Source organism: Colwellia sp. RE-S-Sl-9 (assembly GCF_048296855.1).
In the GTDB taxonomy this organism is placed as follows: domain Bacteria; phylum Pseudomonadota; class Gammaproteobacteria; order Enterobacterales; family Alteromonadaceae; genus Pseudocolwellia.
This window is the reverse complement of sequence record NZ_CP182631.1, coordinates 3,231,775-3,257,282: the sequence shown is the minus strand read 5'-3', so window position 1 is coordinate 3,257,282 and position 25,508 is coordinate 3,231,775. Positions and strand designations below refer to the sequence as shown.

At 36.2% G+C, this 25,508-nt stretch carries 16 protein-coding genes; 6 read left to right on the top strand and 10 right to left on the bottom strand.

The window, feature by feature from the left end; translation table 11 throughout:
- Nucleotides 1–86: 86 nt before the first annotated feature.
- The 3 genes from ACM9HF_RS14075 to ACM9HF_RS14065 all read right to left on the bottom strand — a co-directional run bounded on the left by ACM9HF_RS14075 (nt 87) and on the right by ACM9HF_RS14065 (nt 7,477).
- Entirely contained in the window at nt 87–596 is a 510-nt protein-coding gene (locus ACM9HF_RS14075) for a PEP-CTERM sorting domain-containing protein (protein ID WP_473609880.1), read from the bottom strand.
- An 11-nt stretch (nt 597–607) separates the two neighbouring features.
- The gene (locus tag ACM9HF_RS14070) at nt 608–5,494 is read right to left on the bottom strand and encodes an Ig-like domain-containing protein (protein WP_473609876.1); all 4,887 of its coding nucleotides are present in this window, start codon (nt 5,492–5,494) and stop codon (nt 608–610) included.
- A gap of 300 nt (nt 5,495–5,794) precedes the next feature.
- Nucleotides 5,795–7,477: a hypothetical protein gene (locus tag ACM9HF_RS14065; RefSeq protein ID WP_473609873.1), complete on the bottom strand. Its 1,683-nt coding sequence runs from the start codon at nt 7,475–7,477 to the stop codon at nt 5,795–5,797.
- Between the two features lie 746 nt (nt 7,478–8,223).
- On the opposite strand from ACM9HF_RS14065, the gene ACM9HF_RS14060 reads away from it, so the two are divergent.
- A complete protein-coding gene (locus ACM9HF_RS14060; RefSeq protein WP_473609869.1) occupies nt 8,224–9,414 on the top strand; it encodes a helix-turn-helix domain-containing protein in 1,191 nt (396 codons plus the stop codon).
- Between the two features lie 18 nt (nt 9,415–9,432).
- Here the strand turns inward: ACM9HF_RS14060 and ACM9HF_RS14055 are convergent, their stop codons facing one another.
- The 3 genes from ACM9HF_RS14055 to ACM9HF_RS14045 form a co-directional block, all read right to left on the bottom strand.
- Nucleotides 9,433–10,626 carry a hypothetical protein gene (locus ACM9HF_RS14055; protein ID WP_473609867.1) on the bottom strand — a complete coding sequence of 398 codons (1,194 nt, stop codon included), beginning with the start codon at nt 10,624–10,626 and terminating at the stop codon, nt 9,433–9,435.
- Between the two features lie 185 nt (nt 10,627–10,811).
- The gene (locus ACM9HF_RS14050; protein ID WP_473609863.1) at nt 10,812–11,522 is read right to left on the bottom strand and encodes an ABC transporter ATP-binding protein; all 711 of its coding nucleotides are present in this window, start codon (nt 11,520–11,522) and stop codon (nt 10,812–10,814) included.
- The gene (locus ACM9HF_RS14045; RefSeq protein WP_473609859.1) at nt 11,522–11,929 is read right to left on the bottom strand and encodes a GntR family transcriptional regulator; all 408 of its coding nucleotides are present in this window, start codon (nt 11,927–11,929) and stop codon (nt 11,522–11,524) included. The genes ACM9HF_RS14050 and ACM9HF_RS14045 overlap by 1 nt, the downstream gene beginning before the upstream one ends.
- A 413-nt stretch (nt 11,930–12,342) precedes the next feature.
- Between ACM9HF_RS14045 and ACM9HF_RS14040 the strand changes: the two genes are divergently transcribed.
- The 5 genes from ACM9HF_RS14040 (at nt 12,343) to ACM9HF_RS14020 (ending at nt 19,649) form a co-directional block, all read left to right on the top strand.
- Nucleotides 12,343–13,527 (top strand): BaiN/RdsA family NAD(P)/FAD-dependent oxidoreductase, encoded by a 1,185-nt coding sequence (locus tag ACM9HF_RS14040; RefSeq protein ID WP_473609855.1) that lies wholly within the window; start codon nt 12,343–12,345, stop codon nt 13,525–13,527.
- 83 nt (nt 13,528–13,610) lie between these two features.
- On the top strand, nt 13,611–14,486 hold the full coding sequence (locus tag ACM9HF_RS14035) for a TnsA endonuclease N-terminal domain-containing protein (protein ID WP_473609852.1): 876 nt from the start codon (nt 13,611–13,613) through the stop codon (nt 14,484–14,486).
- Nucleotides 14,473–16,599 carry a TnsB C-terminal domain-containing protein gene (locus ACM9HF_RS14030; RefSeq protein WP_473609848.1) on the top strand — a complete coding sequence of 709 codons (2,127 nt, stop codon included), beginning with the start codon at nt 14,473–14,475 and terminating at the stop codon, nt 16,597–16,599. The genes ACM9HF_RS14035 and ACM9HF_RS14030 overlap by 14 nt, the downstream gene beginning before the upstream one ends.
- 3 nt (nt 16,600–16,602) lie before the next feature.
- On the top strand, nt 16,603–18,033 hold the full coding sequence (locus ACM9HF_RS14025; protein ID WP_473609844.1) for an ATP-binding protein: 1,431 nt from the start codon (nt 16,603–16,605) through the stop codon (nt 18,031–18,033).
- A 50-nt stretch (nt 18,034–18,083) separates the two neighbouring features.
- The gene (locus tag ACM9HF_RS14020; RefSeq protein ID WP_473609840.1) at nt 18,084–19,649 is read left to right on the top strand and encodes a TnsD family Tn7-like transposition protein; all 1,566 of its coding nucleotides are present in this window, start codon (nt 18,084–18,086) and stop codon (nt 19,647–19,649) included.
- Between the two features lie 228 nt (nt 19,650–19,877).
- On the opposite strand, the gene ACM9HF_RS14015 is transcribed toward ACM9HF_RS14020, so the two are convergent.
- From ACM9HF_RS14015 to ACM9HF_RS14000, 4 genes are read right to left on the bottom strand one after another with little or no spacing between them, the layout of a single operon-like run.
- Nucleotides 19,878–20,909, bottom strand: coding sequence for a serine/threonine-protein kinase (locus ACM9HF_RS14015; protein WP_473609836.1), 1,032 nt, complete (start codon nt 20,907–20,909; stop codon nt 19,878–19,880).
- The gene (locus ACM9HF_RS14010) at nt 20,902–21,360 is read right to left on the bottom strand and encodes a hypothetical protein (RefSeq protein ID WP_473609832.1); all 459 of its coding nucleotides are present in this window, start codon (nt 21,358–21,360) and stop codon (nt 20,902–20,904) included. Before ACM9HF_RS14010 ends, ACM9HF_RS14015 begins: the two co-directional genes overlap by 8 nt.
- A 14-nt stretch (nt 21,361–21,374) precedes the next feature.
- The gene (locus ACM9HF_RS14005; protein ID WP_473609828.1) at nt 21,375–22,079 is read right to left on the bottom strand and encodes a M48 family metallopeptidase; all 705 of its coding nucleotides are present in this window, start codon (nt 22,077–22,079) and stop codon (nt 21,375–21,377) included.
- 12 nt (nt 22,080–22,091) lie between these two features.
- Complete coding sequence (locus tag ACM9HF_RS14000; protein WP_473609826.1) at nt 22,092–25,478, bottom strand: type I restriction endonuclease subunit R; 3,387 nt, start codon at nt 25,476–25,478, stop codon at nt 22,092–22,094.
- Nucleotides 25,479–25,508 lie beyond the last annotated feature (30 nt).

The following is a 25,508-nucleotide window of genomic DNA, read 5'->3' as shown; positions in this document are numbered from 1 at the left end:
TATTGTTTTTCCTACAAAAATAACGATTAAAAGGAGCCATTTTAACGGCTCCTTTTAATGAATGATTAATCATTACTTATTAATCATTAACCTTTTACACGATAACGACGCAATGCCAATAACCCTAAAGCAAATAAAGCAATTGCCGATGGCTCTGGCACGGCTTGTACCGATACAGGATTAAAGTCTTTATCTTCAGCAAAAACATCCGCCAGTGTAAAATCAGCACTAACACTGCTACTTAATGCCGTAAATTCAAGCTGACCTAACTGGAATGACGTACCTAAAAAGTTACTCCAGTCAGCTAAAAAACCGACTTGAATGGTGAGTAAATCTACATCGGCAAAAATATCGTCATAGTATGTATTATCAAATACTTCATTTGTGATACTAAAACCTTCGAATGACAATTCTGTATTGTTAAACAAGTATTCAACTTGTAACCAATCAATACTCGGATTAGCCTCATTAATAAATAAATCAACTAATACCGTATCACCTGCATTATAGGTAACTTGGTCGCTTGTGGTGGTGATTAAACCTGCATTAACGTTGAACGCTAACAACGTTAAAAATGTTAATATTACTTTTTTCATTATCTATACCCTTAATTAATTGAACATCGGCTACGTGTACATAACGCGGTAATACCACGAACATCGCGCGTATTTACAACACCGTCGTTGTTAAAGTCGTAACGTAAATCTGTTATTTCGTTGTTTCTGGCCATTGTCGTAAACAAACGTACGTCTAAGGTGTCTACATCAGAATCGTTGTCCATATCGCCTAAAACCTCTACATTTGCAGAGATAGTAATAGGAGATAAATTACTTAAAAACTGAGTACTACCATTAGACGATTTAAAACGTGCAGTTAGGTTGTAGTAGTGGCCGGCGTTCAGCTCGTCTGACGCTTTTAAGTCGCCTTGAGTTGGATGTACTAATGGAATATCAACTGTTAACCAGCCATTTTGTTGGCCAATTGAAGATGACTCGCCCACAACAACGCGTTTTACTTGAGAACCATTTTCTCGTAGTTCTTGCAAAATAAACTGAATACCACCTGTTACACCTGCAAATGAACTTGATACCACGGTATTATTAGCGCCAGCTTCAAATTTAGCGGTTAATGTTAATATTCCACCTTTTGGATATACCGTACTAATGTATTGGTTTACATCATCAACCGTAACTCCCGGCTCTCCATTATCCACAGGTTCTTCTGGCTCTGTAGGTTCATCAACAGCAAGGATATTGATTGGCTGAACGCCTCCAATTTTATATAACGTACCGTCAGTCGACTGAAAAGCGGCATATAAAAAGTAGAAGTTACCACTAGGTAATTCAGCTGAAGGTAAAACATCCACTAATGAGATATTCGCGCTCGCAACACCACTTTGTTTACCAATAGCAGTGCCATCGTAGGCTAATACGTCTTTAACTAATGTCCAGCTTGCGTCCATTTCCCGTAAGAAAAACTTAACACCATTCAAGTCAGCTGCAACCGTTTGACCACTACCTGCTTCAAAGTTAGCCGTTACGGGCAGTGTTCCACCAGTTGTATATGTGGTTGTTAAATATTTATTATCATCATCTAGCGTTAATGATGCTTCAACAGGAGTGGCTTCGGCTTTGATTGTAATAGGTTGTACACCACCAATTTTGTAGGTAATGCCATCGCTTGATTTAAACGCGGCAAATAAGAAGTAGAAATTACCTGTAGGTAAATCAGCAGTTGGTGTAAGACCCGCTAATGATATTTTTGCGGTAGCTGTGCCCGATTGTTTACCTACGGTTGTTGCATCAAACGCTAACGTATCTTTAACGACTGCCCAACTTGCGTCCATTTCCCGTAAGAAAAACTTAACACCATTCAATTCACCTTCTACGCTATGTCCTGTTCCTGCTTGAAAATTAGCAGCTACATCAAGCGTACCATCAACATAATAAGTGGTTGATAAATATTTAGCGGCGTCATCAAGGGTTAGTGATGGGGTTGCAGGGTCTGATGGATCAGACGGGTCAGTTGGATCTGTCGGTTCTCCGTCAGGGTCTAGCGCGGGATTTAATCCACTCAGTAATACAAACGCTATTTTGTCAGCATTCCATTGCCACAGACCTTCTTCACCAATACTTTGAATACGGATAGTATGCGTACCCACAGTAGGTACAAGTAGATTGTTAGTCACTATCGTGCTTTGCATAATATCCCAGCTAGTGGTTGAAGGAATATCTGCCGATCCTGAAGAAACACCATTAATGAATACTTCTACGCCCGTACCGCTAGCAGTAGGCGTACCTGCATCAAGAATAAAACGGTAAACTCCGGCTTGTTCAAACTCAACCTCAAATTCAGCCCAATCACCCGTTTGGTTAGTATTTATGCCTTCATCGCTCGCAACAAATCCAGCAAATGCACCGCCGGTATTGCTCATAGTTTCAGCTTCAATTTCTACAGGTGTCGCAGTAACATCGATTTCATCAATCACGTTAACAATAATACTGTCTTCATGACTACCATCGTTTGACGTAACCGTAACGGTTGTTGCGCCAGCAGAAACGCCTGAAATAAGCCCAGAGGTATCTACTGAAGCAATACCAGCATTCGCTGATTTCCAATTAACAGACAGATCTGTTGCATTATTTGGTGTAAAGCTCACATTAGCTTGATAACTACCTGGCAGTACAATTACACCGATGCTTGGTAAGTCGACAGCCTCTACCGCAACACTGGTCACATTAACGCTAACAGTATCACTAGCACCTCCGCCAACGGCTTCAGCTTTAATAATGGCATTACCTGTACCAACTGCTGTAATTAATCCATTGGTAGATACAGTAGCAACAGCATCATTAGATGAAGACCATGTAACCTTTTTATTAGTTGCGTTAAATGGCGCTACACTTACATTAAGCTGTAGTGTTTCATTCAGACCTAAATCAGCGCTCTCTTCACTAATATCAACACTGCTCAGTTCAATCGTAACTACAGTAACTTCATGCTCTGCAATCAATACGCCTTCTGCAGTTGTTGCTGTTATTGTTGTTGTACCCGCGCCTGTACCTGTTGCAAGACCGTTTTGATCAACCGCTACAATGTTAACGTTAGAACTTGTCCAGTTAACGGTTTTACTTTGCGCATCGATAGGTAAAATGTTCGCCGTTAATGCAATAGTCTCTTTAATAAAGACATTACTTTCGCCTGATATGGTTAAATCAGTTGCGATAGTACAAGGGTCACAACTTTCAGGAGTCGTTCTGTTTAGATTTTTATCTGTAGTCCATAAAGAAAGGCTTATTGCTGTAAATGCTCGTGCAGATGCTACATTGGCCGTAATTACGTTATCTTCAGATAAATATTCTAATGGTACAGGTATCTCAATTAAATTTAATGATACGCTACCTTCATCAACTTCAGGTCCCATGTAATCGAAATGTTCGGTCATTACACCGCTAGCATTTGGATTAATTTGCGTTGGAACATCAAGTGTATGTCCGTTAATGGTAAAGCTATTATTAGTGGGCTTTGACGCATGAAATGGATAAAATTCAGCAGCAATTCTTAATGTAGCTTCACCATTTGTAGGTACAGGCACATCGTTAATGTTACCCGTCATACTTGTGCCAGTAATACGATGGATTTGACCTTTAGCAGCAGCGCCTTTTCCTGCACCAGCTAAACTTTCTCCGTAGTATTTTTCCTCAACCATTGTTGATGTTATTGATACATTTTGATTGTATTCAATATCTAAAATGATCGTTGAACCAGGTTCTAATGTTACGCTTTCAGGCAAGCCATCTAGCGTAGCTTTAGCCAAGACTGGACGACCTAAATTTACAGCACTTAGTCCTTCAGCTAAATATGAATGTTTCATATTCACACTTTTTACTGAATTGCTATTGTTACCCATGAACGATAAATCTACAGGAATGTTGTACCATTCAAGGTTATTTAGAATTAAGTATGTGTGATTACCGTCAACATAAGCGTCAACTTGTACATCGGGATCGCTTGAGTGAGTGTCAACACGAGTACCTTTAACGTCTGACCATAATTCATACCATTGAATTTTATCAGTTACATACCAATCAGCATTGTCATAATTTTCAGCAAGCGCTTCATCGGTTTGCATTAATGATGCTTCATAACGAATAGCTTCACCGTTAGGACCTGTTAATAACCCCCACGCCCCTTTGATTGGTGAAAATGGCATGGATTTAAGCACTTGAGATGGACGCGTTAGTATTTGCATGAACATTTGGTTAAATGTTCTTAAATGCAGCCAATCGGCATAACGATAATCGTTACCAATAAATTCTAATTTGGCATGTTTAGATGCTATTGCACCATATTCCGAAATAACCCAAGGTTTTAAGTTTTCTTTACCGTTAACTTGCGCGTCGTACCATTCCACCATATCTAAAATAGCTTCAGTTTTCATACCTCGACGGAAGGTACTGCCTTGTCGTGGGTTATCACCCATTTGAGCCCAGTCGTATAAATGGATTGAGTAAAAATCCATATTTTCGCCTGAAGCATCCATAAAGCCTTTCCAAATGGCATCCCACTGAAAATATTTTTCATCTTGGGTAGCCCAGTAATTTGAAGACGTTATCGATTGTAAAAAGTCTTCTAAATCTCCCTCTTCAAATGCATAACGAGATCTCACGGCTCTTTCTTGCGTAGGGAAACGTTCTGATAAATCGCCTTGCTCTAAATCATGAAGTCCCCATGTCATACCTCCTACAAGCGGACGTTGACCCTCAGGTAATTTTTTCTTAATTTCTTCAGCAACAAGATTATGGTATTCAAAAAGTTGCTCAAAACTCGACATCACAAAAGTACGACCTACGTTAATATCCATATCAGGTTCGTTAATCACTTCCCAATATTTAGGCATTAACACACCGCTGCTTTCACCATTTTTACGAAAAAATTGATCTAGGTATTCACCCACCCATTCTGCGCCATCGGCAATATGCCTAAGTACATACTTACCTGCTTCATCATCTTTACCTGCTAAATCGTTAGGCCAATATGACTGTGTAGGAAATGGACCATGTGGGGTAATACCCATAATCATTTCATTAGAACGAGATTCATATGCTCGTATGGATTCTGGCAAATTGTCGTACATATTATCTTTATGCCATTGGCCAAAATTTTTCAGATCAGCAATATCAGGCTTACCTAGATTGTTAGGATCTTGGCCTGTAGCCTTAAAAATCCACGATGCCATACCGTTATCACGACCAAAGTAAACATCTAGGTCGTTCATTAAGTAGTTCATGGTGTCAGCTTCGCCTTTCCAATCACCTTCTGTTAATGCTGCATGTACCGTAATATGCTTTTTACGATTGAAATCTGATACACCTCTAACTTCATGTTTAATATCTAAGTTGATATCTACTTTCACAGATTCCACTGCGATTGAGCTCACAGTAAAACCTAATGAGGAAGCTATGATCAACTGACTTATATAGTTCCTTTTCATATAACACCTTTATCATTTTAATTATCGTTATTATTGAATAGTTTTACCTAGCCGTATTTAAATACAAACACCAAATAGTTAACAATTAATTGTTAACTATTTATTTTATGGTACAAACACTTATTCATAGCTATGAAAACTATCAGTTATATTTCATTAATAATCAGTGGGTGATCTAATAACTACAAAATATCAAACGCTACTCTCGGTTTCCTTAAAAGTGTAACCGCACTAAAAAATAATGACCTTTAATAAAAAGAGTCATGAAACTCTTTTTAAATAAATACTTAATCGCTAACCTCACTGCTTGAGGCTATTAGTTTCTGCTTCAATTTCGATTGGGGTAATGCCTGAAATGCTATATTTTTTACCATCTGTTGATTCGAAAATAGAAAATAAAAGGTAGAAGTTGCCTTCAGGTAAGTTAGCCGTAGGTGTTACGCCCACTAGTGGAATACTACCTCTTGCTGTGCCTAAGCGATTGCCTATAGCACTGCTATCATCCACAACAATGTCGTTAACAACGACCCAGCTCGACGTCATCTCTCGTAATAAAAACCGTACACCACCACGTGCTTTAGTAACTTTATGTCCTTCTCCTGCATTATATTTAGCAGCAACATCAATTGTTCCGCCGGTGTAATAGGTTTGATAATATTTGTACTTATCATTGAGTGTTAGCGAAGGAGTATGATCTCCATTATCAGAAACAAGATTAATTGGAGTAATACCAGGAATGTCATATTTATTACCATTTGAAGATTCAAAACTAGCAAATAAAAAGTAAAAGTTTCCTGCAGGTAAATAAGCGGTGGGAGTTAACTTGTTCAATGGAATACTCGCCTTTGCTGTACCTGATTGAGTGCCTACTGCATGCATATCATTCACAACAACATCTTTAACAACGGTCCAATTTGATGTCATTTCACGTAACATAAAACTCACGCCACCATGAGTGCCCATTACCGTATGACCTTTACCTGCATTATAGTGAGCTACGACATCAATCGTCTTATCTGTATGGTAGGTTTGATAGTATTTATTATTGTTATCAAGAGATAATAACGGCTCCACTATTTTATTGTCTGAACGACCATCACCAGCAACAATATAAATAGGTGCTACACCTGAAATGCTATATAAGTTTCCATCTGTAGATTTGAACACCGAGAATATTAAATAGAAATTATCATCAGGTAAATCAGCTGTTGGTGTTACACCTGCCAATGATATGCTCGCCATTGCAATGCCCGACTGAGTACCTATAGTGTGGCTATCAGCCACAACGAAGTCGTTAACCACCAACCAATCGGGTGTCATTTCACGTAACATAAAACGTACACCACCATTTACATTGGCGACTGTATGTCCGGTACCCGCATTATAATTAGCCACAACATCAATAGTGCCATCAGTCGTGTAGCGCTTATAATATTTATATTTATTATCTAGCGTTAATGATGCTAATACGATAGTAGGATCTGCTTCAATTTTGATGTTACCAACACCATCAATACTATGAGTAATACCATCTGAACTTATAAATGAGGCAAATAAAAAATAGAAATTACCCGCCGAGAGATCAGCCGTAGGCTTAATGCCGTTTAATGAAATTGCAACAGTTGACGTTCCATTTTGATCACCAATAACTGTTGAATCGTGAATGTTAATATCATGAACCACCTCCCAAGCAGGTGTCATTTCACGTAAAAAAAACTGTATACCCGAACCATCAACCTGATTACCACTACCCGCTTCAAAAGCCACGGATACGTACATTGTTTTACCTGATATATAGGTGGTATTTATATGAGAAGTTTCATCAATAAGTGTTAAATAACCCTTAACCTCTTCTTCAATTGTAGCAACACCAACCTGCTGCTTTACCTCAATTTGGGCATTAGCATTGCTTTGTGTATTCGCTACTACGAGTAACAACAAACAAATAGCAAAAACAGTTACTTTAATATTTATTATTTTCACTTTATTTTATATCTCAAATTAAGTTGAAAACTCTCAGGTTATTTATCGTTAACTCTACAGTAACTTTATACGCTTACTTTAGAGTTAATAAGTTATGTCTCTTTATACAAAAATGTTTTTACAAACAAAAATACGATACAAAAAATAATCATACATAAATCAATTTCAGGTCATCAGAAAGATATTTATTAACTCATTTTCTAACAGTCTTTTGTCAAACTACATTAAATAAAAATCAAAGTAAACGTGAAAAACAGATACAATAAAAGTAGATAACTCATTTCATCAACAAAAATGAACAAACAAAATTAAACTTTAAATAACAACATCTTAATTAAATAAAAACACATAAAACACTATTTTAAATTCAAAAAAAATAATGTTTTTGTTCATAATTAACAATTTAATGTTCACTTTTTATAGAGATATTTTATTGAAAATAATTTACTATCTTGAAGAAGGAATTCAGATTGATAAATTAGAACAACTTAATGGATGAACTGAACTGATTGGGTTATTTAATCCACAGACATAAATACAGATAAAAACTATTTTTAATAGAATAATTTGATGATATTGGCTACCACAACGAAGTTACTTTGCTATACATAAGATAGATTCATTCAAAAAACTAGGCATATGGACATATATAAAAACACTTTTTTCACTTATTACCTCAAAAGCAAAAATAATATGTTTATCATGATAAATAAGCATGTTCTTTACGCCATGCTTTTAATACGCTGATGTTTTTTTCAATTCCCCTAGATTCAATTTTTTACACTATTACGCCAATGATCACAGGGCCATTTTTACTGTTGGTATTGGTATATTTCTCTGTAGTTCGTCGACATATTATTAGTCACTTTTCACTTCATGCCATTACAATAGTCAGCTTTGCAATATGGTTAATTGGCCGTCAATTACAGCTTTACGGTGATATCAATACCGCTCATTCCATTATGTATATTCGGTTTTTAATTTTATTTTCTATTGGTATTCCGTCTATGTTAATCGTTAATTTACTCTGTTGTAATATAACGATAAATCGCGTTACTACGCTATCCGCATATTTAGTGGGTTTAGTGGGTTCGTTACTTTTTATTGTGGTTAAAGATGGTTCTACCTTACAAATTCTTGTTGATGTAAAGTATGGTTATATCTTGCCTCTCATGATTACAGATACAACGTACAGCGATGTATTAATATTTGTTACTCTCATCTTGTTAGTTATCCCCAACAGCTACCTTATTTATCATCAATTAATAAAAAAAGAGAAAAAGGTACCTACATTACTCTTTTTAATTCACTCGCTTGTATTTGGGCTATCCTTTATTGGCGGCGAACTTTCCAAGCAATTTTGGCCTTTATATATTGTTTCTTATCTTACGGTTTCATGCTGGTATTGGATCATTTATCAAGACATCAAGAAAATGAAAACTCAGACAAAAAAACTAAAAAATGAGTTACAACAAATATTAACTAATAAAGAAAAAGAAAGTATTTCAGCAGATGTATTTACATTTCATCAAAATACTAATGAAATTGATCTCGTAAAAACAAATGATCCATTAGAAACCTCACCGAACAACGGTATTCGACCAACAAAGCGCAATAAAGAGCTTATTGATAAAGCGATTAACTACATAGAAAACCATTATCATGAAGATATAGAGCTTTCTGAAATAGCTCTACATAGTAATGTTAGCGACTCTTATTTAATTAGAACATTTAAGAAGGTGATGGGTGAAACTCCACACCAATATATTACAAACTATAGAATTCAGCTGGCACAAGATTTATTAAAAGAACATTCAGTAAATGAAACGTCCATTGCTGTTGGCTTTAAAAACTATAGTTATTTTAGTACATTATTTAAGAAAGTAACGGGCTTAAGCCCGCTACAATATCAAAAGAAATTATTGGGGAAAAAATAAATTCTGCTGTGTAAGCATCTAGCCAACACTCCAATTAATGCCTTTTTTCATCCATACAAATAAGCTAATTAAAGCACTAATAATTATACCCACACTAATGAATATTAATGTTTGGTTACTTAAAAAATCATTTTCAAAATATCTTGCCGCACTACATATGCCAATAAATAAACTAATAATTATTTGCACCGAAATTATATATTTTCGTGATGGATTAGCTTGAAAAAATCCCCACAACAACACAGTTGTTAATGCCGAAAATGATAATACATTCGCAACAATCAATTGCCAAAATAAGTCTAGAGACATTGTATTGTTGATGTATAAAAAAATAAACGCGATACTCAACGATACAACAGCACCCATTAATTGCTGATGTAAATATCCGCCTAATAAAGCCATATTAAATTGTTGTTCATTTTCAAATATCGGTGTAAGTCGTAAACGCGCTAAGTAACTTTTACTCGCAGTAAAGTTAATAACAGACTTCGACATCAATAATGATAAAATACCCCCACTATGAACTAGAAAAAGAATAATAATTGAGAATTCAAGGCCTTTTAACTGAAAAAACACGAAAAACATCACACAATTTAAGCCTATAACATTAATTGCACCACGAACATTCATTAAACTATTTCCGCCAGCAATAGATAACAACTCTACTTTAGATAATTGTCGTAAATTATTTAACTTGCTTATTACTGATTGGGCAAGTTGATGATCGGGCTGGAAAACATTTTTAATCCAATTGTTTTCATGTTTTTTGTCAGAATTTATATTGCTTATTTTTGTTTTAAGAATATTAGCTTCATATAAATTTATAATATTATTCACACGTATTGGAGATATAGTAAATTGTTCAATACGACTGACAGCCCAGTACAAACAGAAACACAACACGGGTAAACAATAAGTCATTACATCTGATAATACATACAAGATAAGTTCTTTCGGAAACGTTATATTCAAGGAATTAGCTATCATATTTACAATAGGGATAACAATTAAAGCCCAAGCTATTTTTTGATACCTAAAGCACAGCATTATTAACAACACAAACGCCATTTGCCACGACCATAAAGTGGCTACCGCTTGAACATTTGGTAATAGTAATAAGCTAGGTATTAAGCTACAAATAATCAAAACTGCTAGTGTTTTTTTTAGCTGTAAAAAATAATGAGGAATTAACTTAGCCTGATCCACATGCATTAAAATGAAAAACCGAAAAGCTATTTTTAAATAATAAAGAAGTGTTATAAAAAAAATAAATACGCCTACGATATGCAAAACATTGTTATTGCTTGAAATCTTAACCCTCATAAAAATAGTGAGTAATAAGATCAAAATAACAAAAACACGAAACAATCTCCCCTTAGTTAACACATGTAAAAGTATCATGCGATAACCTCTAAAAAGATGTCCTCTAGGCTTTGTAGAGACTCTTCTTTTAGAACATCTAATTCTTCAAAACGACAAATTCTACCTTCATGTAAAATGGCCACCTTATTAGCAACGCGTTCTAAATCTGACGTTATATGTGTAGAAAAAACAATGGTTTTATTATCATCACTCGCAATATTCACTAACTCTCTTAAAAAATCTCGACGACCTGCAGGATCAAGTGATGCCGCTGGTTCGTCGAAAATAATCAAGTCTGGCTCTGGTGCTAAGGCTAATATTATTTGTATACGCTGTGCTTGGCCAACCGAGAGTTGGTTTAGTTTTTTGCTTACATCTAACTGCCAACGTTGTAATAGCTCATTAACTTTTTCGTCGTTCCATGTGGTATAAAACTGCTTTTTAAAAGCGATTAATTCTTTTATCGACAACCAAGAAACTTCGTCATTTATTTGTGATACATAACCTATTCTAGCTTTATGGCTTGCGGTTAATTGCGTATTGTTTTGATCAAAAATGGTTACACTACCACTGTCTGCAGGGTGTACATTCACTATGGCATTTAATAATGTTGATTTACCTGCTCCGTTTTTCCCTAACAAACCAATGATATCGCCTTGATCAATGGTCCAATTCAAATCAACAAGAACGGGTACGCTTTCGTAACTTTTACATAAATTAGTTATTTGAATACATGTTTTACTCATTAGATATCTCCCTTAGCAAATAAAACGACATTGCTATCATCTATTAATTTATTTTCTATCAGTTGTTGTAATTCATTTAATGAAATGCCCATTTGTGCAGCTTCTATAATTAAATCCTGAATATTTTTATTCACAATATGAAGTTTTTCTTCATGATTTTGTACGTTATTAATTACAGCTACAGCCATGCCTTTTCCTCGTAGTCTAAGTAAAAAACCACGCTCTTCTAGCAAACTATATGCTTTCGAAATAGTCATAGGATTAACCTCTAATTCAAGAGCCAACTGCCTAACAGAAGGTACAAAGCTATTAGCGGCTAAACTTTTATTAATAATCATACGTTCAAGTTGATCATAAATTTGTTTGTATATTGGAATACCTGAACTTGGGTTAATCGTTAAATTCATATTGAGACTTAAAAACATAGTGTATTGGTATAGCAATGCACTATGTTTTGTTTTTCCAATAAATAATTTTTAGCTAAAAGATGCAAAGAAATATATAAGACAAACGTTAAATTACGAGCAGAATTTACAATGGTATTATTGAGTTTGCTTTACGCTATAACCCAACCCTGCGTTAATATCCGTTTCAAATCTCAATAAAATATTTAAATTGATTAACTTCGATAAACTGACCGCTAATTATTTACCGAAATTTTAAAAGCTAAAAACGATTATAAACACATGTAATAATTACACTTATTCACAATAATGATACACATGGTTACATCAAGTAGTGAGTAACTTTATTCGCTTATACGGCTTGTTCTCACTTATAATAAAGCCATAAAATTTTGAACACTTAATTAGGCTGTATTTTGATTTCTACTGACGTACTTATTATTGGCGCTGGTGCCGCAGGTTTAATGGCTGCTGCTACAGCGGGATATCGCGGCAAAAAAGTGATTGTTGTAGATATGGGTAAAAAGCCCGGTAGAAAAATATTAATAAGTGGTGGCGGCCGTTGCAATTTTACGAACGAAAACGCAACACCTGAAAACTACTTATGTAGCAATCCGCATTTTGTAAAATCAGCCCTTAGCCGTTACGGCTCTCAAAGCTTTATTGAATTAGTGGAGCGCCATGGTGTTGAATATCATCATAAAACATTAGGCCAACTGTTTTGTGACAACAGCGCACAAGACATTGTAGACGTTTTGATGACCGAATGTGATTGGGCCGGTGTAGAAGTACATTTACGTAGTGAAGTTTCTAGCATTACTAAAAACGAGCAAGGTTTTTTAGTATCAACCACCAGCCAACAATATCAATGTAATTCATTAATTGTCGCTTCTGGCGGATTAACCATGCCTAAACTGGGCGCTTCTCCAATAGGTTATAAAATTGCAGAACAGTTCGGCCTAAAAGTATTACCGACAACCGCAGCTTTAGTACCTTTTACCCTGCACGATTTTGACAAAGAACGCTTCGACGGACTTTCAGGCATTAGTATTCCTACCGAAGTTACCAGCGAAAATGGCATTACCTTTAAAGAAAATATTCTTTTTACTCACCGAGGTTTATCAGGCCCCGCTATTTTACAAATATCGTCATTTTGGCAAGCTGGCCAAGCAGTTACATTAAATTTATTGCCAGACCAATCAATCACTTCGCTTATTGAAGAATGGCGTGAAAACAGCCCGAAAAAATCACTTAAAAACATGCTAGCCACCTTACTACCTAAAAGCTTTATTGAAGCCATGGTAAGTAAAAATGAAATAACCGACAAAGCCATTAATCAGCTGAACAAAGAAGAAATCACACAAGTAGGTAAATACCTACATACTTGGATAATCAAACCTAATGGTACTGAAGGCTACAGAACTGCCGAAGTTACGCTAGGAGGTGTTGATACCGACGAACTTAGCTCAAAAACTTTTGAAGCGAAAAAAGTACCTAATCTGTATTTTATTGGTGAAGTAATCGACGTTACTGGCTGGTTAGGAGGCTACAATTTTGCCTTTTGTTGGGCTGCAGGTGTAGCGTGTGGGTTGGAGGTATAAAATTGTGTAGTGACAATAAAGTTCGCCCGTAGCTACTAAAGTTTGCCCATAACCAGTCTTATTTCCCTTAAAGTTTGCCCGTAATGTTTTTATTGACTATAATTTTAATCAATATTTTCTTACGAGTAACAAATATGGCGGGAAGGAAGCTTAAGACATTTGAAGACTTTAAAAGATCTTTAAAAAACAAATATGGTTTAGGAGAAGGTAAATCATACAAACCCTGGCTTCGAGTTCAAGATGTTAAATCTAGGGGAGTTCGTTCTCAAATACTTGGCCTAAAAACAGAGCGAATCCATCATACCCTCTCCTCTATAGAAACAGAGTTTTTCTATCTCGCAGAAAACTGTGATTCCGTAATTGATATTAGAGAGCAATTTCCTCTTTTCCCTATAAATTTGTCTATCAAAATTGCTAAAGCCCTAGGTGTCGATCATCCGACGCATCCAGAAACAGACGTACCCATAATTATTACAACAGATTTCCTTCTAACTAGAATCATAAATGGCGAAATAGTTTTTGAGGCTGTTTCTGTTAAGACAGAAGATGTATCGGATGAACTCCGAGTCTTGGAAAAATTAGAAATAGAACGCGTTTGGTGGGAACTATTAGGAATAAAGTTTTCCTATTTTGTGGGAACTGAATTAACACAAGTACAAAGTAGTAATATCAACTGGGCAACTCATCCGTTGCGAACAGAGAGTAATACTTACAATTCAAATAATTTAGAGGAAGCATTATCTCTTATGACACTAGGTAAACATTTTATACGAGATATTTGTAACCTTTTTGTAAGTGAAATGAATGTGGCACACGATGAGGCGCTCAACATTTTGAGATGCCTTATTGGAGAAAAAAGACTCATTGTTGATATTTCATATCCATTAGAGAATTCTGATTTTATAAACATATTAAGTATAGAAACTGCTCAGGAGGATTTAGCAATTGGAAATTCTTAATAATAGTGTCTGGAAAATTGAAAATTTTGAGGGTATTAAGCCTGGGCTTTACCGTGTTATTAAGATATTTGATGAAATATCTTGTTTGGTCATTTTTTACCTTGAAAATAATCAGGGATTAAGTAGGCCAGCAGCAATAGACTTACAAAAATTCAACCTTGGTATAAAACAGAAAGTAATATCCAAAGGAGAGTTCAAGTTACCTCCGCACTTATTTTTTAGTGAAGAAGAGATAGATAAAAGTCATTTACTAAAAAGAGATCAAAATTATAAATTAATTAAGAGCATCGCTAATAATTCTGAATTTATATTTGATTATGCAACAAAAAGTAGAGTACCAACTCTTGCTAACTATGCGAAAAAAAAAGGAAAAGATCGAAAAAGTATAGCAAGGTTATTAGACACTTTTTGGCGCTTTGGGCAGGATAAAAATTCCTTACTGCCTGCATATCAATATAGCGGAGGTTCAGGTAAGCAACGTAATATTAGTGACAAGCCTTTTGGGGCGCCTAAAACTACAAGAACTTTAGCTATTAATAGGTCGAAAACATTTATAATTACTGATATAGATAAAGAAAATCTTCGAAAGGCACTTGAGACACACCATTTAAAGCCCCACGGTAAAAGCTTAACTGAAACTCGTAAAGAACTACTGAGAACATATTATTCTGATGAAGTAAAACGAGCTGAAGCTTTAGGTGAATTACCCTACGTTCCAAGTTATAAGCAGGTTTTATCGTGGAAGAGGAAACTTTTTACACCAGAAGAAATTGTAAAAAAATCAACTACAGAACGTGATTTTTTGCTAAACAAAAGAGCTTTACTCGGCAATGTTACAGAAAAGTGGCCTGTACCTGGTAGTTGCTTTGAAATAGATGCAACTGTTGCTGACGTTCACATTGTTTCAAGCTTTGGTAAGCAGTATGTACTAGGCAGGCCAACAATATACTCTATCGTTGACCGAGCTAGTGCTTTGATAGTGGGGTTAAATGTTTCCCTTTATCACGCATCATGGAGAGCTGCGAGACAAGCATTAGCTAATGCATTTCTACCTAAATCTGAATACTGTAAAGAGTTTAATGTTGATATCCAGGATTCTGACTGGCCTTCCTCACATATCCCTCTACGGTTAATGTGTGACAACGGTGAAATGATAGGCTTACAGCCTCAAAAATTAGTAGTTCCTCTTACAGAGTTACAATTATCCCCTCCTTATAGACCTGATTTTAAAGCAATGGTTGAGCGAAGGTATGGTCTATTAAACGATGAAATAGTGCATAAACTCCTCGGAACTACAAGAGGTGGAAAAGTGGTTCGGGGGGACAAAGATCCTAGAAAAGATGCAATTTATACTTTACAAGAATTTACTACTTTATTGATTGATGCAGTGCTTGAATTGAACCGTTCTATCTATGATAGCCTGGCAACTTCTAGTCCTCTTTTAATCGAAAAGAACTTACCTCCCACTCCTTTGAATTTCTGGAAGGCTCACATATCTGAGCATAAGCATGCATTAAAACTTGCAGACTATGATGATGTTATCAGTCGTTTATACCCACCTGCAAAAGTTAGTATGACCCGTGATGGCATAGAACATAACAACATGTATTACTCTTGTGATCGAGTTGTAAGAGAAAATCTGGCTTCAATAGCTAGGACGCATGGACAATGGCAGTTGGATGCAAGAATAAATGAAAATACGACCAACTATATTTACGTAAAACTTAATAAGGGTGAAGGCTTCACTAAGTGTAAGTTACTTCGAAAAAGTCATATGCTGAAGAGTTACCCAATGCATGAATCTGAATTCGTTTTAGATTGGCTTGACTCAAACCATGAAGCAACCCCTATTACTGTAGAGTCTATTGACAGTAAAGCTAGAAGAAAAAGTGTAGAAAAAGAGGCGAAATTAAGAGCTAAAAAAGATGACCTGACATTTATTGAAAAAACCAAGAATACACGAGAACATCGCAAGATTGAAATTGAAACTAACGCTAGTAAAGTAGAAAAAATTACTAGCCCAATACGCCAGGATAGCGGTCATCCCAAGCCAAAAGTAAAATCAAGCGAAGTTGTTTATTTACCTCGCAGAAGACCTAAAAAAGGTAATTAACAAATGCGAAAAGAAAAAGCCAAATACACTAAGGCCATATTGCCAGAGTACCAAGGCAATCCATTCATTGAAGCTCTACGACCCAAAGCGAGCCAAGAAGAGGTGATGGAAGCGTTTAGCTATTATCCTGAATTAGATGAAGAAATAAGAAAGCACGTAGACCCATTAGTAAGAGAAGAATATACGGTACGACTTAAAAGTTTACGACAACCATTACCGTTATACTTTAAAGTGTTCAGAGCTATTGAAACGGCAATTAAAACGGGATACTCAGCTAAAAACCCGTTAAGCCCGACAACAGCACAGTTTTTACATTACCCTGTAGATGAAAAACCTGATATACCGCCTCATACTGGATATTTTGAACCTAAGGGTGACGGTATTACGCTTGTTGGTGAAAGTGGTGTCGGGAAATCCAGTATGCTTGAGCAGGTGCTAAACTATTTTCCTAATGTAATAGGGCATGATAACTATAACGGTCAAATCATGGAGCATAGGAATCAAATTGTTTGGCTAAAAGTTGATTGTCCTAATAATTCAAGCGTTAGAGATTTATGTGAAGAAATATTAGCAACGTTAGATCAAGCTATTGGGGATCAACGTACAAAGCCTGAACCAACCATTGGTAAACTTACTCGCCAAATAGAACAAAAAATAAAGGCAAACTTTCTCGGTATATTAGTGATCGATGAAATGCAGCGCCTTGAATTTAAGCGAACAGGAGGTGAGAATAACTTACTTAACTTCTTACACAGCTTAGTAAACAAGTTGGGGGTTCCACTTTTTTTCTGTGCTAATCCTCCATTTAATGACACTCTTGCCAAGACCTTAAAAGCAGCAAGACGAGCTGAAAGTGGCGGATATTTTAAGATGAAGACTTTAACTCGTGATAGTAAAGGTTGGGATTGTTTTGTTCACGAATTATGGGATTTACATTGGACAAATGTTACTACAGAGCTAAGTGTTGAATTGAATGATAAATTGTTTGAATTATCTGTTGGAAATCTTGATATGGCACATCGAATATATCGAGATGCCCAAAGGCTAGTGATAGGGTCTGGGGATGAACGGATGTCAACCGCAGTGCTAGAACAAGCTCACATTTCAGCTTGTGGCCTATCATCTAAAACTGAAGAAGTTAGACAACTTCGCGAAGAAAATGCATTACCCAGAAGAAATAAAAAAGCAGATATTCTAAATTCAACAGCTAATAGAGAACAAAAAAAAGTTGATCAAATGATTATCGGTGATATCACTAGACCTCAGCATCCCGAATTTGAACATCAACTTCGAGACACTCTCAATGCTGTTGATTTACCTCTTCGCATTAACGATCCAGATCTACTGCGAAGGGCAATAGATGAGAAGAATCCGCTGAAATATTTCAAAGATAATAATGTATTGTGTAATGACCCTTTAGAACAGTTCAAATAGGATAGTCTAAAATATAAGCCAAATGCTTAATTATTTTTATTGGTGCAAAGATGCAACTCCCTAACGCATTACCTGATGAAACTCTATTTAGTCGATATGTACGGCATATGACTATTTTAGGTATGAAGGAAAAAGATTACTTAAAATTATTACTTAATAAACCACGTGCCAGTATTCACCCATATTTAACGATAGGAATCAGAAGAGCATCAGAAATATCAGAAAATAGCCCATTAAAGATATTTAAAGAACAAACGTTAGGTAGGCTCTTTTCTTATTTTATGCCACATAGAGAAAGCGACATTTATAGATCGATACTTGCTGATGATGGTAATGTAGCATTTCGTGCATGTCAGTTGGTTAGCTATAAAGAATCAGAAGTATTATCTCTAAAATTTTGCCCTATATGTGTCCAAGAAGATATTAAATGTTATGGTGTTTCCTATTGGCACCTAACACATCAAATACCTGGTATTGAAGCCTGTCATTTACATAAAACATGGCTTTATCATAAAGAGTTACCAAAAAGACCTCACATTAAACCCGGCCTATTACCAATAACGTATCAAGAGTCTAAAGTCTGCTCAGATCTTAGTTATAAGTTTTCAAGTTACACAAGTAATTTTCTAAAGGAAGTCATCTACAACAACAAATCATTTAACCAAAATGATTTGTTAACAAAAATACGTAATAATAATTATATGTATAGTGATAAAAGGTTTAAAAGAAGTGAGCTAACATCCGATCTATTTAATTTCACAAAACGATTAGAGCACATAGATATGAATCTATTACCATACTCTGAGTTCGACTACACATATTTGTCAAAACTACTATCAGGAAAAGTATCTCAACACCCTTTTAAATACCTACTTATTAATTTCTGGCTCAACCAAGTCCCACCCCCTCCTGCAAACAAAAAATATCTTAATAATAAAGACTTAGAAACATCAGAAAATATAGAAAAAGAATGTGAAAGATTATTAAAACAAAGAAAGTCTTTGGCTGAAATTAGTAGGTTAACAGGTAAGAGCAGGTGTTATATAAAATCAATTGCAATGAAAAAGCATATTCCTACCTCAAAAAAACCCAGAGTTATTAAAGATAAAATAATAGCCATTATTATTTCTATGGCCCACAAAGGCTTTCACCGTAAAGTTATCGCAAGTCGTTTCAATATCTCAACAGGAAGCGTAGAGCAAATAATATCATCCGTACCAAATTTGGTTAAGTTAAGAAGGCAATATAAATTTGAATCCAAAAGGCGCAGGTATAAAGTACAAATATTAAGAGCATTGCAAGAAAAGCCATCAGCTATAAAACAAGAAATTAAACAATCTTGCTATGCAGCTTTTCATTGGCTTAACACTCATGAAAAAACTTGGCTAAAATCAACATTACCTACTCCAACAAGACCCCAAATTCGCTATAAGGTAGACTGGAGAAAAAGAGATGTGGAGTTAGCAGTTAAAGTTAGTACTGTCATGAAAAGTAATAATGGAACTATATCTCTGATTAGATTAGATAAAGAGATTAGCGGTCATGGTTGGCTTATACGCATGCAACATAAACTACCTTTAACAATGGCTGTGTTTAATAATCTGAAGGCAAGATAAAGTTATACCCACTAGCTCTAAAAAAGAACTAGTGCGCTAAGAAGTAAATTAGCTCTTTAAAACAAATGAGCCATACCAGTTAGAGTCGATCTCCAGGTCATAGTCTGACGCGGGTCGAGATGTTTTAGACTTCTTTAACTTTTCTTCATACGACAACTGAGCAGACTTCTGTGTCAAAGAAGCTCTGCCTTTAAAACTTTTTTTGTTTACAGTTGTTTTATTTTTCATTTAGATTTTGAAGAACCGTTTTAGGTCTCTAACTCCAATATTATTAGTACAGTATTGGTTAATATTCGTTTCTCTGCCAGTCGATGGTACGCGTTTTGCGATTGAATTTCCATTTTCAATGGCAATGTACTTAATTGCACCATTGAATTCTTTTGACCATTTTTTTTGATTTCCGTTCAATTCAAACTGCCAATCTAATAGTTTTTCATCAATAGAAGAAAGAGCATTAGTTATTTCCAACACTGCTGAGAACCTATCATCAGGGGAAGGTTTCAAACATTTGGTAATTGTTTGTTTAAGCTTTTCAGGAATATGTTCAGGGTATGCTGTTCTATTCGGAAACGCCTCATTTCTTAAAGCACTTACAAACCTAGCACGATCAAAAGTGCCAGCAACAACATAACTCATAAATTGACGATTGAACTCTCCATTGCCCACACACATTCTATATAGAGTTAACCCTACTTGGTAAACATCAAATGCTGTTGTATATTCATTCGCCGCAAAGCACTCTGGAGGTAGCTGTTTTACATACATTTGATTCGGCCTGGCCAAACCTAAGGAGTTTGTATGTTTAGCTAACCCAAAGTCTGAAAGTAGTGCTTCTCTACGGTGGCTTAGTAAAATATTGTCAGGTTTTATATCAAAGTGAATAAGCCCTTTAGAGTGTATGTTGTGAAGCCCACTTACAAATTGGCAAGTAAACTTTATTATTTCTCTTACGGTTAAAAAGCGCTGCTCCATTAGTTGGGCTAGTGAACCGTTAGGGAAGTATGGCATAGCCAAATATATGAAATCGCTATCTTGGCAAGCGTAATTTATTGGAACAACGTAAGGGTGCGTGCTTTTATATAATAACTTTGCTTCATCAAACAGAGCATCAGCAACACTATTTTTATTAATTCTCTTTATTACAAGTTCAGCATCTAAAGCCTGATCAAAACTCCTAAATACTTGTGAGTTACGCCCTTCTTGCCCTATCTCCTCTCTAAGTTCAAACTCAATCTCGGCAACTGTATTAACACTAAGCATTCGATGCACCTATCGCAGTTAATACTGCTTCCCTTTCTTTTTCTGACAACTCTTGCCAATTTTCGATATCATCGTGGTTCACATCACCTTTAACTAACGGTTTAATGCTTTGTCGGTCTAAATTGTTTTTGGCGGCGATGGTGCTGATAGCTCCATAGTAATAGTTATCTAAATTGCTACTTGCAAAAGCTTCCTGAATAACGCCCTCAATTTGTACTCTGTCAATATTCAATTGCCTTGCTGAAGGCTCTGAAAGACGAATTCCTGCTTTTTCAACTTCATACTCGCGCAGAACATCTAAAATATTACAACGTATATATTTAAGCCTTTCAGGGACTGTTAATGCGTTGGGTATAGCTATCTCTTCAATATTTATTATTGAGTTTTCAACTGTGTCGAAAATACTAAACGTAACTTCAGACGGAGAAACTCTCATTCCTATAGTTTTCAATATTACCTCCTTATTTATAATTCCATTTTCCCAGCTTGTTCTACTTCTTCATGGCGTTTCTTCCAATCAGGGCAATGGCTTGCAACTAGGTTCCAAAATTCTTTATTGTGTTTTTTTTCAACTGTGTGGCAAAGTTCGTGGATAATGATGTAATCGATAACGCTTCCTGAGAATTCCATAATTTTAGGATTAAACTCAATAACGTTGTTCTCAGTACAGTTACCCCATCTGCTTTTAAGTTTTTTAATTTTATGAGTAAGAGCTTCTAAGCCAGTTTCTCTCTGCCAATAGCGGATTCTAGTGCCCAATTTTTGAGAGGCTTTTCTTGAGTAAAAGCGTTCTAGTTCAAGCTTAAAATCTGCTAAAGGAATAGGACCTTTTTTGGGTGACCGGATATAAAACTTACTGTGATTAAAATTAATCTCAACTCGCTTAATCGAATCATCATGAATTAGCTCACAATAATAGGAACGCCCTCGATACACAGCTCTGCTGCCTGTTACGATCTCTTCTTTAATTGGTTGATTGACTTCAGCAAGCTTTTGTTTAATCCACCTAGCACGTTGCTTAATCAGTTCTTTCTGCTGTTGTTCACTAGCATTAGGGCCTCTGAGCAGAGTGGTTTTATCACGTTCTACGGTGATATAGTGACTTTTTAGCGTATTATCTAGCTTAAAAAGCCACTCTATTGTTGTTTCACCATAATTAAAGACAGGCATTTTTATTAGACCTTAGTTATTCAGCATAATTTTGAATATTTCATTAGTATGCTGCCTTGCTACTGTCATGTCCCAACCCGCTAACCCACGAAGTACGCTACGAACAGACTTTTTCATGGCGGCATGAATATCATCTTGTTTCTTCCAGAGATTAGAAACTAGCACTTCTGCTAATTCTTCATCTTTAAAAATGCCTTTTGTCCATGCTTCTGCTTCAGCATTTTCTACTTGAGTTTTTAGGTAGTTGAAAACAGCTATTTCACTTGCGGTTGTAAACCCGACATCTCCAGCTTGGGCATCTTTATTCCTAACTCGCTGAGAGAAAAGCTCAAGTTGCTCTAAGAACTGTGCTTGTTCAATCCTGCCTTCCTTTTCATCTTGAAGTAGCTTTTCTAACTCTTTCTCCAGATCTCCAAAGAAACCAGGGTCTTTGTTTTTACCTGTGTTAATGGTGTGCTTAAGTTGGTTTTTCATTACCAAAGCAGCACTACCTACACCTTTTTGCTTTTTCAGTAAGTCCATGTCAGCAGCATCTAGAATAGAGATTTCTCTATCTAGTAAGCTTTTTACTGGGCTAGCTTCTATATGTTCGTCAAGCAGCTCTTTTAAAATGGCAGTTTCAGCTTCTGTTACACGTGCTTTATCTGCAAATTCAGGTAACTTTTGGCGAAGTGCTAATTTGATTTCGTTAAATACAGCAAAGTAAGGTTTGTATGGAGCACCTCTTTGATCGGGCAACACAATATCAAGCTTACTGTTAAACTCGGCCAGAGCCGCTAAAAAGTCTTCAACGATATCTAAGCGTGTGTCAGGGTCTAAATATAGATCAGCATCTTCTTTATAAGCTTCTGCTTGTTTAACTAAGTTGTGTTTCTTTGGCAAAATATCTAGCACTTTTTGCATAGCGGCTTTTAGCTTTGGTAGCTCTGCTTCTACGTCTGTCCACACCTGTTCGCGTTTAACATCACCAGCAAATATTTTTAAAGCCTCATCAAGCGCTTCTACTATGCCGTAGTAGTCCATGATGTAACCTGCTTTCTTACCTTTACGCGTTCTATTAACCCGCGCTATTGCTTGCAATAAGGTGTGTTCTTTAAGAGATTTATCTAAAAATAGTGTATTAACAATAGGCGCATCCCAACCTGTTAATAGCATATCTGAAACGATAATTAAGCCAATATTGTTTACTTTAGCTTTCTCATCTTCCTTATTTTCTTTCTCATCACCATAAGGCAATTTAAACAGCTCATTAACTAGCGTAGAAATATCATCCATTGGTACACAAACAGGAGTTTTTCCTTCTTTCACTTCACGCTTAACGCGCTCTTCAATAGTCTCTAACTTTTTCTTAAGACCTTTTTTATCAGCTTTTTGTTGCTCACTCGCCCCAGTGCGCTTTTCAGTCATGCTATTAAGTGAGATAACAACACGGCTTTCAAACGTTGGTAATCCGCCTTTAACCCTTTCCTCCATCAAGACATCAAGAGTGTCTTTGTATTTGATAGCCTGCTCACGGCCATCACACACTAGCATCCCTTTAAAACCACGTGCTTTTACTGATGTTAAAAAATGCTCAATTAAATGTTTAGCATTTTCAGTAATACGCTCTTTTGCACCTCGACGTTTTTTCAGTAGCTGTTGTTTAAGTGCTTTTTTACGCTCAGGCGGCTCTTGACCAAACTTATCATCAAATTCTTTTTGTAAGTTTCCGTCACTAAACCAGTTACTCATGCCTTCTAAATATTTAATCGGCAATGTTGCACCGTCAGCCACTGCCTCATCGAGTCGGTAAGTATCAATGTAGTCGTTACCACCAAACTCTTTTAGGGTGTTTTTATCATCTTTCGCAAGAGGTGTTCCAGTAAAAGCGAGGAACTTGGCGTTTGGTAGACTCGCTCGCATAAATGCAGCTAAGAAGCCATATTGTGAGCGATGTGCCTCATCAATCATCACGATAAAGTTGTGTTTGGTAGAGAGCACTTTAAAGTCAACTTGCTCTTCACTTATTGCTTTCCACTTTGCTTTTAACGGCTCTCCATCGTCAGCAAATTTACCAATGTTTTCGTTATTTTCTTTAATTATCCAATAGCTTTCTCGACCTTTATCATCTTTTCTTAAAACACGACGAACTCGCGACTTTAGACGTTCAATACTGTCAGCACTTTCTGTTTCCTGAGCCGCCTTAATGGGTTTACCATCACGCTCTTGGAATTTTTGAACAGTCGAGGTAAATACCATGCCATAGTCATTTCCAAGTAAAGTTTCTAAGCCTGATACCGAGTTTGCTTTACTCGCTGTTATGCCAGCTACATGGTCAATAGTGTTAAATATTTGATTATCTAGATCGGTTCTATCAGTAAGAATGAGGATACTAGGATTATCAAACCCTGAAGCTTCAGCCCTTAGTAACCTTGCCAACATAACCATAGTAAGCGATTTTCCGCTACCTTGGGTATGCCAAATAGTTCCGCCTAGTTGCTCACTAGGATGTTTAGGATCTTTGCCATTCAGTCTGTTTAAGGTTTTTTCAACGGCTCGCCATTGCTGATAACGAGGCAGCTTTTTGATGACAGTGCCATCTTCTAGTTCATATATAGGATAGAAGCACACTAAACGTAGAAAGCGGGCAGGCTCAAACAGTGCCCAAATAAGCTTGTCTTGTTCGGTAGGTTGTTTACCTAATTTGGCCTCAATTTCATCTAGTATTTTCTTTTCTTCAGGGCGCTTAGGGTCAAACTTATAGGTTAGGTAAAATTGCTCTGGTGCATAGATTGCACCGTATTTTGCAGCGGTACGATTTATGGCTGCACATACCATATTAAAGGCAAAGTGTGGTTTGAAGGTATTAATGTAACCATCAATTTGCGCAATTCCCTTTTCTAACTTAATACTGCTTTTTTTACATTCAATAACACCTAAGGGCATGCCGTTGATGAATAATAAAAGGTCAGGCTTAAACGGGTCACCGTTAGCATTTTTACCAACATATTGATCGATAACATGGAAGTCATTTTCTGATGCCGATGCTTGATCAATAAAACGGATACTCTTATGGGTTCCATCTTTATCTTTAAGTTGTAGATCACTATGAAACAAAACTTTTAACCAAAATGCCTGATTAGCCAACATTAGATTAGAACTTTCATCAAGCCAAATGCCCCTTAGCAGATTAATCGCTAGCTTTGTTCCATTGGTAATATCAGCCAACCAAGGGTTGAGCATAAGCAAGCGATTAGACAGCACATCTTCTAATATTGGAGCATCAGTTCTATGTTCCTGATTTATGCTTTTACCCTGCAAATGGGTGTAGCCCAATTTAACCAACCATGCGATAGCAGGTTTTTCAACACCAATTAACTCTGGTTGATTATTGCTTTGTTGTGATTCGTCTTGTTCCATATTTGTAACCCATTCCTTTTAACTATGCTT